The 12,983-nt window shown below is 58.3% G+C and carries 13 protein-coding genes; 2 read left to right on the forward strand and 11 right to left on the reverse strand.

Translation table 11 applies throughout. The features are described from left to right. The first annotated feature begins 156 nt into the window (after positions 1 to 156). Complete coding sequence (locus AC3IX4_RS22970; protein ID WP_489256731.1) at positions 157 to 1,362, forward strand: ISL3 family transposase; 1,206 nt, start codon at positions 157 to 159, stop codon at positions 1,360 to 1,362. A 420-nt stretch (positions 1,363 to 1,782) separates the two neighbouring features. Here the strand turns inward: AC3IX4_RS22970 and rpoS are convergent, their stop codons facing one another. The 8 genes from rpoS to AC3IX4_RS23010 all read right to left on the reverse strand — a co-directional run bounded on the left by rpoS (position 1,783) and on the right by AC3IX4_RS23010 (position 8,917). After that, positions 1,783 to 2,787 (reverse strand): RNA polymerase sigma factor RpoS, encoded by a 1,005-nt coding sequence (rpoS, locus tag AC3IX4_RS22975; protein WP_489257651.1) that lies wholly within the window; start codon positions 2,785 to 2,787, stop codon positions 1,783 to 1,785. 108 nt (positions 2,788 to 2,895) lie between these two features. Next, positions 2,896 to 3,765: a peptidoglycan DD-metalloendopeptidase family protein gene (locus tag AC3IX4_RS22980; RefSeq protein ID WP_489257652.1), complete on the reverse strand. Its 870-nt coding sequence runs from the start codon at positions 3,763 to 3,765 to the stop codon at positions 2,896 to 2,898. A gap of 172 nt (positions 3,766 to 3,937) precedes the next feature. Then, complete coding sequence (locus AC3IX4_RS22985) at positions 3,938 to 4,615, reverse strand: protein-L-isoaspartate(D-aspartate) O-methyltransferase (protein WP_489257653.1); 678 nt, start codon at positions 4,613 to 4,615, stop codon at positions 3,938 to 3,940. Next, entirely contained in the window at positions 4,615 to 5,364 is a 750-nt protein-coding gene (gene surE, locus AC3IX4_RS22990) for a 5'/3'-nucleotidase SurE (RefSeq protein ID WP_489257654.1), read from the reverse strand. Before surE ends, AC3IX4_RS22985 begins: the two co-directional genes overlap by 1 nt. After that, a complete protein-coding gene (truD, locus tag AC3IX4_RS22995; RefSeq protein WP_489257655.1) occupies positions 5,352 to 6,410 on the reverse strand; it encodes a tRNA pseudouridine(13) synthase TruD in 1,059 nt (352 codons plus the stop codon). The genes surE and truD overlap by 13 nt, the downstream gene beginning before the upstream one ends. Further along, positions 6,407 to 6,880 (reverse strand): 2-C-methyl-D-erythritol 2,4-cyclodiphosphate synthase, encoded by a 474-nt coding sequence (ispF, locus tag AC3IX4_RS23000; protein WP_489257656.1) that lies wholly within the window; start codon positions 6,878 to 6,880, stop codon positions 6,407 to 6,409. The genes truD and ispF overlap by 4 nt, the downstream gene beginning before the upstream one ends. Before the next feature lie 58 nt (positions 6,881 to 6,938). Then, positions 6,939 to 7,796 carry an S-formylglutathione hydrolase gene (fghA, locus tag AC3IX4_RS23005; protein ID WP_489257657.1) on the reverse strand — a complete coding sequence of 286 codons (858 nt, stop codon included), beginning with the start codon at positions 7,794 to 7,796 and terminating at the stop codon, positions 6,939 to 6,941. An 8-nt stretch (positions 7,797 to 7,804) separates the two neighbouring features. Continuing rightward, positions 7,805 to 8,917, reverse strand: coding sequence for an S-(hydroxymethyl)glutathione dehydrogenase/class III alcohol dehydrogenase (locus AC3IX4_RS23010; RefSeq protein WP_489257658.1), 1,113 nt, complete (start codon positions 8,915 to 8,917; stop codon positions 7,805 to 7,807). Positions 8,918 to 9,022: 105 nt separating this feature from the next. On the opposite strand from AC3IX4_RS23010, the gene AC3IX4_RS23015 reads away from it, so the two are divergent. Further along, entirely contained in the window at positions 9,023 to 9,922 is a 900-nt protein-coding gene (locus AC3IX4_RS23015) for a LysR substrate-binding domain-containing protein (protein ID WP_489257659.1), read from the forward strand. Between the two features lie 506 nt (positions 9,923 to 10,428). Here the strand turns inward: AC3IX4_RS23015 and ispD are convergent. The 3 genes from ispD to eno form a co-directional block, all read right to left on the reverse strand. Continuing rightward, positions 10,429 to 11,139 (reverse strand): 2-C-methyl-D-erythritol 4-phosphate cytidylyltransferase, encoded by a 711-nt coding sequence (ispD, locus tag AC3IX4_RS23020; RefSeq protein WP_489257660.1) that lies wholly within the window; start codon positions 11,137 to 11,139, stop codon positions 10,429 to 10,431. After that, complete coding sequence (gene ftsB / locus AC3IX4_RS23025; RefSeq protein WP_489257661.1) at positions 11,136 to 11,414, reverse strand: cell division protein FtsB; 279 nt, start codon at positions 11,412 to 11,414, stop codon at positions 11,136 to 11,138. The genes ispD and ftsB overlap by 4 nt, the downstream gene beginning before the upstream one ends. 157 nt (positions 11,415 to 11,571) lie before the next feature. Further along, positions 11,572 to 12,861, reverse strand: coding sequence for a phosphopyruvate hydratase (gene eno / locus AC3IX4_RS23030; protein ID WP_489257662.1), 1,290 nt, complete (start codon positions 12,859 to 12,861; stop codon positions 11,572 to 11,574). Positions 12,862 to 12,983: the final 122 nt, after the last annotated feature.

A 12,983-nucleotide genomic window follows, 5' to 3' on the forward strand; every position in this document is an offset into this window, starting at 1 on the left:
TCAATAAAAGGCCCCACGAGGGCCTTTTTTAATGCGCGGTAAAAAACAGGCAAAAAAAAAGGTTCTTCACGGAATCCTGGGAAATAGACAAAAAAGAACGGCGATTTGACCGATGATGTTCGTGCGAGCAAACCCATCAACCAAACCGCCGTTCTCATGCCAGATATTAATACGATCCTGCCTTTTTGGGATGGATTTTCTGTGGCTTCCGCCCAAGTCGTTGGCGGCTCTCTCCAGATCAACCTAACCCCTCGACCTAATCAGATTCCTCTTTGCAGCGGCTGCCTCAAGCCCTGCCTTGCTGTCCACGACCAGTCAGAGCGATCCATTCGGGATCTGCCAATTCTTGGCCACCCTGTCACGCTTACCGCTGTTTTTAGACGCCTGCGTTGCCTGGACTGCGGGACTCGGATGGAGTCGGTCAGTTGGCTTGATCGGTACGCCAGGCTTAGCGCAAGGCTTTGCCAAGCGGTCATCAAAGCCTGTCGCCAGATGGCAACGCTCCATGTCGCTCAACTCTTTGGCCTGCACTGGGAAACAGTGCGCGTCCTGGAGCGTCGCGCGCTTGAGCAAACATTGCATGAACTACCCGAGGCCGAGCCCAAGCGCTTGGTGATGGATGAGTTCGCCTTGTTCAAGGGGCATCGCTACGCCAGCGTGATCTTGGATGCCGATACGCGTCGCGTTTTGTGGGTGGGTGAAGGGCGCAGCCGGATAGCTATACGCTCGTTTTTCGAGGATCTGGGGCCAGAGCGGTGTTCACAAATCGAAGCGGTCGCCATGGATATGAATACGGCCTTCGATCTGGAAGTGAAACATCACTGCCGCAATGCGCGAGTGGTCTACGACCTGTTTCATGTCATCGCCAAATACGGTCGTGAAGTCATCGACAGGGTACGAGTCGACGAGGCTAACCGACTGCGCCATGACAAACCGGCGAGAAAGGTGGTCAAGCAGGCCCGCTGGCTCTTGCTGCGCAACCCCGAAAATCTGAAGAGCCAAGAGCAGCAGGTACATCTGCAGGATTTATTGGATGCCAATCAGTCGCTGATGACGGTCTATATCATGAAGGCTGAGCTCAAAGCGCTATGGTCGAGCGAAACAGCGTGGGAATGGCGTAGGGCGTGGAAACAATGGATGGGGCATGCCAAGCAGAGCGGCATTCCTTCGTTGATCCAGTTCGCGAAAAGGCTGAGCGGTTACTGGCGAGGCATTTTGAGCAGAGTTCGATGGCCAATGCACACAGGCCAACTAGAGGGGATCAACAATCGGATCAAGGTCATCAAGCGAATGGCTTACGGCTACCGGGACAGCGCATTTTTCTTCTTGAAGATCAAATGCGCTTTTCCCGGCAATCCGTGAAGAACCAAAAAAAAGGGGCGGTATGACCCGCCCACATTTTTTCCGTAGTCCCTGCTATTCCCTGTCATCGTCCTGATGAATCGCTTCATGCGATGTCCTTGGCCGTCGTCCTTGGCAGCCTGTGTCTGTCCGTAGACACAGTGCTGATACTAGAGATTCTGGCGGACGAAGCAATCGACGAAACCTTTCAAAAAAAAACTGAAACCTATCGACACATCCGGCCAGTTTCTTTTGTTTTCAATGGGTTAGATAAAGGATTGCATCCATTCTGGACAGCCTGCCACAGCGTTTACTAACAATCACTTACATCAACGGTAAGAGATCGCTTACACGTAGCAGAGCACTTCTGACTTTATTTCGCACCCACGACAACGCCCCGAACAAATCAGGGCGCTGTAATACGATCAGGTCAAACCAGAATCACTGGAACAGAGACTCGCTGGAAAGCCCGTTTTTCTCAAGGATTTCGCGCAGGCGCTTGAGGCCCTCGACCTGGATCTGGCGAACACGTTCACGCGTCAAGCCAATCTCAAGGCCGACATCTTCCAGGGTGCTGCTTTCATGACCCCGCAAGCCAAAACGACGAATCACGACTTCGCGCTGCTTGTCAGTCAATTCGCTGAGCCACTGATCGATGCTCTGGGATAGATCATCGTCCTGAAGCAGCTCACAGGGGTCCGTCGGGCGATCGTCGGTCAGGGTGTCCAGCAGCGTCTTGTCTGAGTCCGGTCCCAGGGAAACATCCACCGAGGAAACCCGTTCGTTCAGACCTAGCATGCGCTTGACCTCGCCAACCGGTTTTTCCAGCAGACTGGCAATCTCTTCCGGGGAAGGCTCGTGATCGAGCTTCTGAGTCAGCTCGCGGGCAGCGCGCAGATAAACATTGAGTTCCTTGACCACGTGAATCGGCAAGCGAATCGTACGGGTCTGGTTCATGATTGCCCGTTCGATGGTCTGGCGAATCCACCACGTGGCATAGGTCGAAAAGCGAAAGCCGCGCTCAGGGTCGAACTTCTCTACGGCACGGATCAGGCCCAGGTTGCCTTCTTCGATCAAATCGAGCAATGACAGGCCTCGATTGACATAGCGCCGAGCAATTTTCACCACCAGCCGCAAGTTGCTCTCGATCATGCGCTTGCGCCCTGCCGGATCTCCACTTTGCGACAGGCGCGCGAAGTGAACTTCTTCTTCAGGAGAGAGCAGAGGAGAAAAACCGATTTCATTCAGATATAACTGGGTCGCATCGAGCGCCCGGGTGTAATCGATGTACTTATGCTGTTTAAGCGCTGTGGAGCTTTTAGCCTTGGTACGAACCGAAGGTACAGCAGGTTCTTCGTCTGACACCGATTCCATAACGATGTCGGTTTCCATAAGGAGCACCTCATCGTCGATGTCAAACTCCGGCGCTTCTTTGTTGAGAGCCATTGTTATAGTCCTTTGCTGAGTTCGACCTCAAGCTCGAGCGACGCCTGATCTCCTTGGCAGCGCTGGAGCCTGTCCCCATTTACGTGAAGGAACAGGCTGGGAATGCAATCAACGACGCGGCAGGAATTGCAGCGGATCTACAGGTTTACCCTGGCGGCGAATTTCAAAATGCAGCTTCACCCGGTCTGTCCCTGTTGACCCCATTTCTGCAATCGTCTGTCCGACTTTGACCTGCTGTCCCTCCCGAACCAACAGCCTGCGGTTATGGCCGTAGGCACTTACGTAAGTATCATTGTGCTTGATGATGATCAGCTCGCCGTAGCCCCGCAAGCCACTCCCGGCATAAACCACTGAACCATCAGAGGCAGCAAAAACAGGCTGTCCCAAATCACCCGCGATATCAACGCCTTTATTCAAACTACCGTTTGAAGCAAATTTACCAATCAGAACGCCGCTCGCAGGCCATGCCCAGCCCTCCACCGAACGCTCTCCAACCGGTACTGGAGTGGCTATTGGCGCACTGACAGACGCCGTGCCACCCGAGGCAGGCGGGACCGGCACAACGGTGCCATTGGCATCGACAGGCCGCTTGAAGACCGTGGTTTTGCTTGAGGACGAGGGTGAGGAACCGGATTGGGTGACCACGGATGTCGCAACGCCGCTGGAGCGCCCGTCAAAACGGATCGCCTGGCCTGGATGAATCGTGTACGGCGCAGGGATGTTGTTTCGCGCGGCGAGCGCTTTGTAATCCCAGCCGTAACGGAAAGCAATGGAGAACAACGTATCGCCCTTGCGCACGACATATTGGCCCGTGGTGACGGTCGGTCGCTGGGGCGCTGAGCGATCAACCACGCGGGCGCTGCTCGATGAACTGGAAGAGCTGCTGCAACCTGCCAGCAAAGTGCCGAAAGCAAGACCAATCACCAGAAGCTTTAAGCTCGATAGACCCGTACGCTGCCGAATGACTGTGAGACTCACCCGCCGCTCCCTCTAGTGGTGACCAAATGAAATAATGTTGCAATTATAACCAGACGGCGACGAATTACCGACGCCAAAGTAGCGACAAAGTTTGATTGAACGCACTTTTTAAAGTTCGATTGGCCCATAGACCGGCGCATTGAGACAGAATTCCCAAGTGCGCACGCTTATTTCAGGCCAAAGGCCCATGGAGCAGGGGAACGAATCTGACTGAGCCTAGCACTCGGCGAGAAAATCCATGTTCTTCACGCACAATCAGCATCAGTTGCTGAACTTCTCCAACAGCCCCCACCGGAATGACCATCCGCCCTCCGGGTGCCAATTGGTCGAGCAATGCGGGTGGGACCTCGCTGGCGACAGCAGTGACGATGATACCGTTATACGGCGCAAGGGCCGGCCAGCCTTCCCAGCCGTCTCCCCAGCGAAACACTACGTTGCGCAGATTGAGTGCGACCAGGCGCTCCTTGGCCCGATCCTGCAGGACCTTGATGCGTTCGACCGAAAACACCCGCTCAACCAGTTGCGCCAGGATGGCAGTCTGATAACCGGAGCCGGTGCCAATTTCCAGGACTTTGTCCAGCGGGCCGTCTTCGAGCAGCACCTCGCTCATGCGCGCCACCATGAACGGCTGGGAGATGGTCTGGTTGTGGCCGATCGGCAACGCAGTGTCTTCGTAGGCGCGATGGGCCAATGCTTCGTCCACGAATATATGCCGTGGCGTACGCCGGATGACATCGAGCACTCGCTCGTTGGTGACCCCTTCCTCGCACAGGCGCTGGATCAACCGCTCGCGCGTACGCTGGGAGGTGAAGCCTATGCCACCACGCATCAGATCATCCTGCTTTCGCATCAGCCCATACCCTCCAGCCAATCTTGAACGCTCTCGAAAGCATCATTGAAGGTACGATCAAGCTGCAATGGGGTAATCGACACGTACCCCTGCATGACCGCATGGAAATCCGTACCCGGACCGCCATCTTCAGCATCCCCGGCCACCGCGATCCAGTAGCCTTCCTTGCCGCGCGGGTTGACCACCTTGGTCGGTGCCGCAGCACGGGCGCGATGCCCGAGGCGGGTCAATTGGACCCCACGAATGCGCTCCAGCGGCAAGTTCGGAATATTGACGTTGAGCACCGTACGTGGCGGCAAGTTGAGCCGCTCATGGGCCTCGACCAGCTTACGAGCATAGTAAGCCGCCGTGCCCAGATTGTCAGGTTGGCGCGATAGCAGAGAAAAAGCAAACGAGGTATTGCCCAGGAAGCGCCCTTCCAGTGCCGCCGCCACGGTCCCCGAATAAAGGACGTCATCCCCAAGGTTAGCCCCCAGATTGATACCGGACACGACCATGTCCGGCTCGTGCGCCAACAAGCCATTGAGGCCCAGGTGGACACAGTCAGTGGGGGTGCCATTGAGGCTGATAAAGCCATTGCTCAGGGTTTGCGGATGCAGGGGGCGATCAAGGGTCAGCGAACTGCTGGCCCCACTCTTGTCTTGGTCCGGCGCAATCACTGCACACTCGGCATAGTCCGCCAGCGCAGCATGAAGCGCGGCGAGACCGGGGGCCATAACCCCATCATCGTTGGATATCAGAATACGCATGGGCTGTCCGTCTGTGCTGCCGAAACCAGATCGACCAGTTCGCGCACCACCACGGTGGCAAAGCATCCGGCCGGGAGAACGAATTCCAGTTGCAGAATGTCTGGCTCGGGATAATGCCACGTCAGCCCCTGGATGGGCAGTCGCAGGATGCGACGTTCGTGATCCATTCCCGCCATGGCCAGCCATTGGCAGAGTGGCAGATTGGCCTGAGCCACCTCTTGCTCCGACTCATGAGAGAGGCCACTGGCAGGTGAGTCGCCAGCGCCCCACATCGGCCCGGTGGGATGTAGATCCAAAATGGCCAAACGAGGATCGCTGCATTCTGTTTCAGTTGCAGGAAAGAAACTGCGGCTGTCGGTAAAGGCCAGTAAATCGCCAACCCGCGCCTGATTCCAACTGCCCTCTGCAACCCGTGCAGCCAGGACCTGGTTGAACAAGTAGCTACGCGCACTGGAGAGCAGGCGCGAGCGGGTGTTGCGCTGCTCGGGCAAGGCTTGGCGCTCAGCCCAATGCCGAGCGGCCGCCATGTTGCCGCCCTCATGGCCGAAACGCTGGGTGCCGAAATAGTTGGGAACGCCCTGCTCTGCCATGCGCTCCAGACGCGCTTGCAACGCTTGCGGATCCGCCGTGAGGCCGGTCAGGCGCAGGGTAAAGCCGTTCGCCGAATGCGCGCCGCGCTGCAGTTTGCGCTGATGGCGCGCACGCTTGAGGATACGCAGCGTCTCGTCCTCGGCAGCCGAGAGGTCCGGGTCTGCCTTGCCTGGCAGGTGCAGGCTAAACCACTGACGTGTCAGGGCCTGGCGGTCCTTGAGGCCGGCGTAGCTGATATGGCGCACCTGCACACCGGCGGCGCGCGACAAACGCCTCGCAGCTTCCTCGGTGTTCAGGCCGCGCTTTTCCACCCACAACCACAGGTGTTCGCCTTCGCCGCTCAAGGGAATATCGAGTACTTCGTCGACCTGGAAATCTTCGGCGGTCGCCTTCAGTACAGCGGTGCCCAGGGCCTCACCCCAGGCGCGTGGGCCGAGCAGTTCTTGTTCGTTCATGCTGGCAGCAACAAGGCAACGGCGTGGACGGCGATACCTTCCTCGCGACCGGTGAAGCCCAGCTTCTCGGTGGTGGTGGCCTTGACGTTGACCTGATCGAGATCCACGGCCAAATCCTCGGCAATCCGCATGCGCATGTCTTGAATATGAGGAGCCATCTTGGGTGCCTGGGCAACGATGGTCGCGTCGACGTTGCCGACCTTCCAGCCCTTGTCATGCAGCAGTCCGATCACGTGGCGCAACAGCACGCGGCTGTCGGCGCCCTTGAATTGCGGGTCGGTATCTGGGAAATGCTTGCCGATGTCGCCCAGGGCGGCGGCACCGAGCAAGGCATCGCTCAAGGCATGCAACAAGACATCACCGTCAGAGTGCGCAAGCAATCCAAAGGTGTGTGGGATTTGTACACCGCCCAAGGTAATAAAATCGCCTTCAGCGAAACGGTGCACATCATAGCCGTGGCCAATACGCATAAAAAAACGCCCTGAGTGAGTCAGGGCGTGATTCTACCTGCTTTGCGCAACCTTAGGCTCAGGATTTGCCGCCCTCGCACAGGGCCTGGGCATGATGGCGCAGGTGATCATCGATGAAGCTGGCGATGAAGTAGTAGCTATGGTCGTAGCCGGGCTGCAGCCGCAGTTCCATGGGGTGCCCGGCTGCTCGTGCAGCCTGGGCCAATACCTCTGGTTTGAGCTGATTAGCGATGAAGTCGTCCCGATCTCCCTGATCGACCAGCAGCGGCAAGCGCTCGCTGGCCTCGCTGATCAACACCGAGGCGTCCCACTCTCGCCAACGCGCACGCTCCTCACCCAAGTACCGCGAAAGTGCCTTTTGCCCCCAAGGGCAATCCATCGGATTGCTGATCGGGGAAAACGCCGACACTGACTGATAACGCCCCGGGTTACGCAAGGCACAGACCAACGCACCGTGTCCGCCCATGGAGTGGCCACTGATGCCGCGCTGCTGCGAAGCCGGGAAATGCGCCTCTACCAGCGCTGGCAATTCTTTGACCACGTAATCGTGCATCTGGTAGTGCTGGGCCCAGGGCTGCTGCGTCGCATTGACGTAGAAACCTGCGCCAAGGCCAAAGTCCCAGGCGTTGTCTGGATCACCTGGTACCTCTGGACCACGGGGACTGGTGTCGGGTGCGACGATAATCAGGCCTAGCTCGGCGGCGAGCTTGTGCGCACCCGCCTTCTGCATGAAGTTTTCATCTGTACAGGTCAAACCGCTCAACCAGTACAGCACCGGCAGCTTGCCCCCCAGCTCGGCCTGAGGCGGCAGGTACACAGCAAAAACCATGTCACAGCCCAGCACCTCGGAGCTGTGACGGTAGCGTTTGTGCCAGCCGCCGAAGCTTTTCTGACAGGAAATGTTTTCCAGGCTCATGGCAAACCTCAGAAATGGATGACGCTGCGGATGCTCTTGCCTTCGTGCATCAGGTCGAAAGCCTTGTTGATGTCTTCCAGGCCCATGGTGTGGGTAATGAAAGTATCCAGCGGGATTTCACCCCTCTCGGCCATGTCCACATAGCTCGGCAACTCGGTACGCCCACGCACACCACCAAAGGCCGAACCCCGCCAGACGCGACCGGTCACCAACTGGAACGGACGGGTGGAGATTTCCTGGCCGGCAGCGGCCACGCCGATGATCACCGACTCACCCCAGCCCTTGTGACAGCACTCCAGTGCAGCGCGCATCAACTGCACGTTGCCGATGCACTCGAAGGAGAAGTCCACGCCGCCATCGGTCATGTCGACAATGACTTCCTGGATCGGACGATCGAAATCCTTCGGGTTGACGCAATCGGTCGCACCTAACTGGCGAGCGATTTCGAATTTGCCCGGGTTGATGTCGATGGCGATGATACGACCGGCCTTGGCCTTGACTGCACCGATGATCGCCGACAGGCCAATGCCGCCCAGGCCGAAGATAGCCACGGTGTCACCGGGCTTGACCTTGGCGGTATTGAGCACGGCGCCGATCCCTGTGGTCACGCCACAACCGAGCAGGCAGACCTTCTCCAGCGGCGCGTCCTTGGCAATCTTGGCCACGGAAATTTCAGGGAGCACGGTGTACTCGGAAAAGGTCGAGGTGCCCATGTAATGGAACAGCGGCTTGCCGTTGTAGGAAAAACGAGTGGTGCCATCGGGCATCAGGCCCTTGCCCTGGGTGGCGCGGATGGCCTGGCACAGGTTGGTCTTGCCCGACAGGCAGAATTTGCACTGACGGCATTCCGGGGTGTAGAGCGGAATCACATGATCGCCAACGGCCACCGAGGTCACACCTTCACCGATCGCCTCGACAATGGCGCCGCCTTCATGCCCCAGGATCGAAGGGAAAATGCCCTCTGGGTCCGCACCGGACAGCGTGTAGGCATCGGTATGGCATACACCGCTGGCCACTACCTTGAGCAGTACTTCACCCGCCTTGGGCATCGCGACATCCACTTCGACGATTTCCAGCGGTTTCTTCGCCTCAAAGGCTACAGCGGCACGGGACTTGATCATCATCTTTTCCTTCAGGGGTGAGCAAACATTCGACGAGTGTAATTGAGCGCCAAGTGATTAATAATCAGGCCAAAGACAAAACATTATTGCTGTATGGGGATAATCATGGGCGAGAGTCGCTGGGAAGGGATCGACGAATTTGTTGCGGTTGCCGAATGCAGCCAATTCACAGCCGCTGCCGAACGCCTGGGGGTCTCGAGCTCGCATATCAGCCGGCAGATCGCCCGCCTTGAAGACCGCTTGCAAACTCGCTTGCTGTATCGCAGTACCCGGCGCGTGACCCTGACTGAAGCCGGGCAAACCTTTCTGCACCACTGCCAGCGCTTGCAGGACGGGCGCGAGGAAGCCTTGCGCGCAGTCGGTGACTTGAACAGCGAGCCCAAGGGCTTGCTCCGCATGACCTGTGCGGTGGCTTATGGAGAGCGCTTTATTGTTCCGCTGGTGACGCAATTCATGGGGGCTTACCCGCAACTGCGCGTCGATATCGAGTTGTCCAATCGCACGCTGGACCTGGTGCACGAGGGGCTGGACCTGGCGATCCGCCTGGGGCGCCTGCAAGAGTCCCGGCTGGTGGCGGCACGACTGGCGCCAAGGCGCATGTACCTGTGCGCCTCGCCTTCCTACCTGGAGCGCTATGGCCGCCCGCACAGTCTGTCGGAACTGAGCCGTCACAATTGCCTGGTTGGCAGCTCGGATCTTTGGCAGCTGCAGCAAAACGGTCGCGAGTTTACCCAGCGGGTCCAGGGCAACTGGCGCTGCAACAGCGGCCAGGCCGTGCTGGATGCGGCATTACGGGGAGTGGGGTTGTGCCAGCTACCGGATTATTACGTGCTGGAACACCTCAACAGTGGGGCGCTGATTTCGCTATTGGAGGCGCATCAGCCACCCAATACTGCCGTGTGGGCGCTGTATCCGCAGCAACGGCATTTGTCGCCGAAGGTGAGAAAGCTGGTGGACTTTCTACGTGAAGGCCTGGCGATACGGCCTGAGTACAAAATCAATTGAAAAACGATGATGCGCAATGCCTAGAAAACAGGAGTGAACCCTTGGGTGCCTGCCAACGGATCGCATGAGCCCCACGAGGTGCCCGCCTTGGTTTTTCCTTGGTTCTTGAGATCGAGCGCCGCCCGCGCGGCGCATCGCCGGCTAAAGCCGGCTCCCACATTGGTTGCAACGTGCCATGGCCTGTGAGAGTGGAGTTGTCAGCCACGCGCCCCCCCCCGAAACCACAAAAAACTAAAGCCGAACCACCAAGGCTAACAACCCCTACCCCACAGGCCATGGCACGTTGCAACCAATGTGGGAGCCGGCTTTAGCCGGCGATGCGCCGCGCGGGCGGCGCTCGATTTGGGCAACAGCGAAAAACCCAAGGCAAGCGCCTGGAAGCCTTGAAACGGTCTTCCTCCCGTCATTCACAGGGTGAACCGCAGAGTACCTGGCAACAGATTACATGAGCACCCACGAGGTGCCTGCCTTGGTTTTTCTTTTGCTCTTGAGATCGAGCGGCGCCTTCAGCGTGGACGCAACGCCCAGCGCTGGCGCAGCCATTCAAGGTCTTCAGGGCGGGTGACCTTGATGTTATCGCTGCGCCCTTCGATCAGGCGCGGCGCCTGGCCGGACCATTCGATGGCGGACGCTTCGTCGGTGATAACGACATCGGCCACAAGGCTGTCCGCCAAGGCTCGGTGCAATGCGCCAAGGCGAAACATCTGCGGGGTGAAGGCTTGCCAAATGGTGCTGCGATCCACAGTGGCACTGACACGGCCCTGGGCATCGGCACGCTTGAGGGTGTCACGAGCAGGAACAGCCAACAGCCCTCCGACCGGATCATCCGCAAGCTCAGCCAGAAGCTTGTCCAGGTCGTCGCGGGTCAGGTTCGGGCGCGCCGCATCATGGACCAGCACCCAATCCTCGTCGGCGGCACCCTGTTCGTGCAGCAACAACAAAGCATTGAGCACCGAGTCGGCGCGCTCGCGACCGCCCGGGGCACGCTGGATGCGTGTATCGCGAGCTGATTGCAGGTTTGGCCAGAACGGATCGTCAACCGCCAGGCTGACAACCACCCCTTTCAGACAGGGATGATCAAGAAAACAGTCGAGGCTATGCTCGAGAATGGTTCTGCCGCCCAGTTCCAGATACTGCTTGGGGCGGTCGGCAGCCATGCGGGCGCCTATGCCCGCGGCGGGAATCACTGCCCAGAAGGCAGGCAGGGACTGGCTCATTGAGCCATCTGGTAGAGGGTTTCGCCCTCCTTGACCATCCCCAGTTCATGGCGAGCGCGTTCTTCAACGGTCTCCATGCCTTTTTTCAGTTCGAGCACTTCAGCATCCAGTACTCGGTTGCGTTCCAGCAGACGCTCGTTTTCGGCGTGCTGTTCGGCGATCTGTTGCTTCAGGTCGGTCACTTGCTTGAGGCTTCCGTTGCCCACCCAGAGGCGATACTGCAGGCCACCGAGCAGCAGGAGCAAGACAAGGAACAACCAATAAGGACTGCGCATCTAGATATCCAGTGGAAAAAGACAACCGCCGCTCGAGCGTCTTATGGCACGAAGCCTGGCACAGGCCAGGCTTTGTGATGAAGCTCACAGCAGGGCTGGCGAAACGCCGCCGGGCGACGTTTCGAACAGGCCTTAGTGCCTTTTTACCATCTCAGGCTTAACCGCGAAACTCGGCACGACCACGGTATACCGCTTTGGCGCCCAGTTGCTCTTCGATGCGCAGCAGTTGGTTGTACTTCGAAACGCGGTCGGAACGGCACAGCGAACCGGTCTTGATCTGGCCAGCCGCAGTACCGACAGCCAGGTCAGCGATGGTCGAATCTTCGGTTTCACCGGAACGGTGCGAGATCACGGCAGTGTAACCAGCGGCCTTGGCCATCTGGATGGCTTCCAGGGTTTCGGTCAGGGTGCCGATCTGGTTGAACTTGATCAGGATCGAGTTGCCGATCTGCTTGTCGATGCCTTCTTTCAGGATCTTGGTGTTGGTCACGAACAGGTCGTCGCCGACCAGTTGGACTTTCTCGCCGATCTTGTCAGTCAGGATTTTCCAGCCGGCCCAGTCGGACTCGTCCAGGCCGTCTTCGATCGAGATGATCGGGTAGCGCTGGGTCAAGCCTTTGAGGTATTCAGCAAAACCTTCAGCGTCGAATACTTTGCCTTCGCCAGCCAGGTCGTACTTGCCATCCTTGTAGAATTCGCTGGCCGCGCAGTCCAGTGCCAGGGTCACGTCGGTGCCCAGCTTGTAGCCTGCATTGGCAACGGCTTCGGCGATGGCCGACAGTGCGTCTTCGTTGGAAGCCAGGTTCGGCGCAAAACCACCTTCGTCACCGACGGCAGTGTTCAGGCCACGGGCCTTCAGCACGGCTTTGAGGTGATGGAAAATCTCGGTGCCCATGCGCAGCGCATCGGAGAAAGTCTTGGCGCCAACCGGCTGAACCATGAATTCCTGGATGTCGACGTTGTTGTCGGCATGCTCGCCGCCGTTGATGATGTTCATCATCGGAACCGGCATCGAATAAACGCCTGGGGTGCCGTTCAGGTTGGCGATGTGAGCGTACAGCGGCAGGTCCTGGTCGTGTGCAGCAGCCTTGGCGGCGGCCAGGGATACCGCGAGGATAGCGTTGGCGCCCAGGGTGGCCTTGTTCTCGGTACCGTCCAGTTCGATCATGGCGCGGTCCAGGGCTTGCTGGTCAACCGGGTCTTTGCCCAACAGCAAGTCACGGATCGGGCCGTTGATGTTGGCAACGGCTTTCAGTACGCCTTTACCCATGTAACGGCTCTTGTCGCCATCACGCAGTTCCAGCGCTTCGCGCGAACCGGTGGAAGCACCGGACGGCGCGCAAGCGCTGCCGATGATGCCGTTGTCCAGAAGCACGTCAGCTTCAACGGTAGGATTGCCACGGGAGTCGAGAACTTCACGACCTTTGATGTCGACGATTTTTGCCATTGTTGTACGCACTCCAAAATTGACGAAAACGACGCAGCTGAAGAAAAACGTGAGCGTCTGCAGGCATTAGCACTGGCAAGCCTGAAGACGGTCAGGCTCCGACCCTAGGGGGACCCTGGGGT

This window comes from Pseudomonas sp. KH_021, from assembly GCF_057838865.1.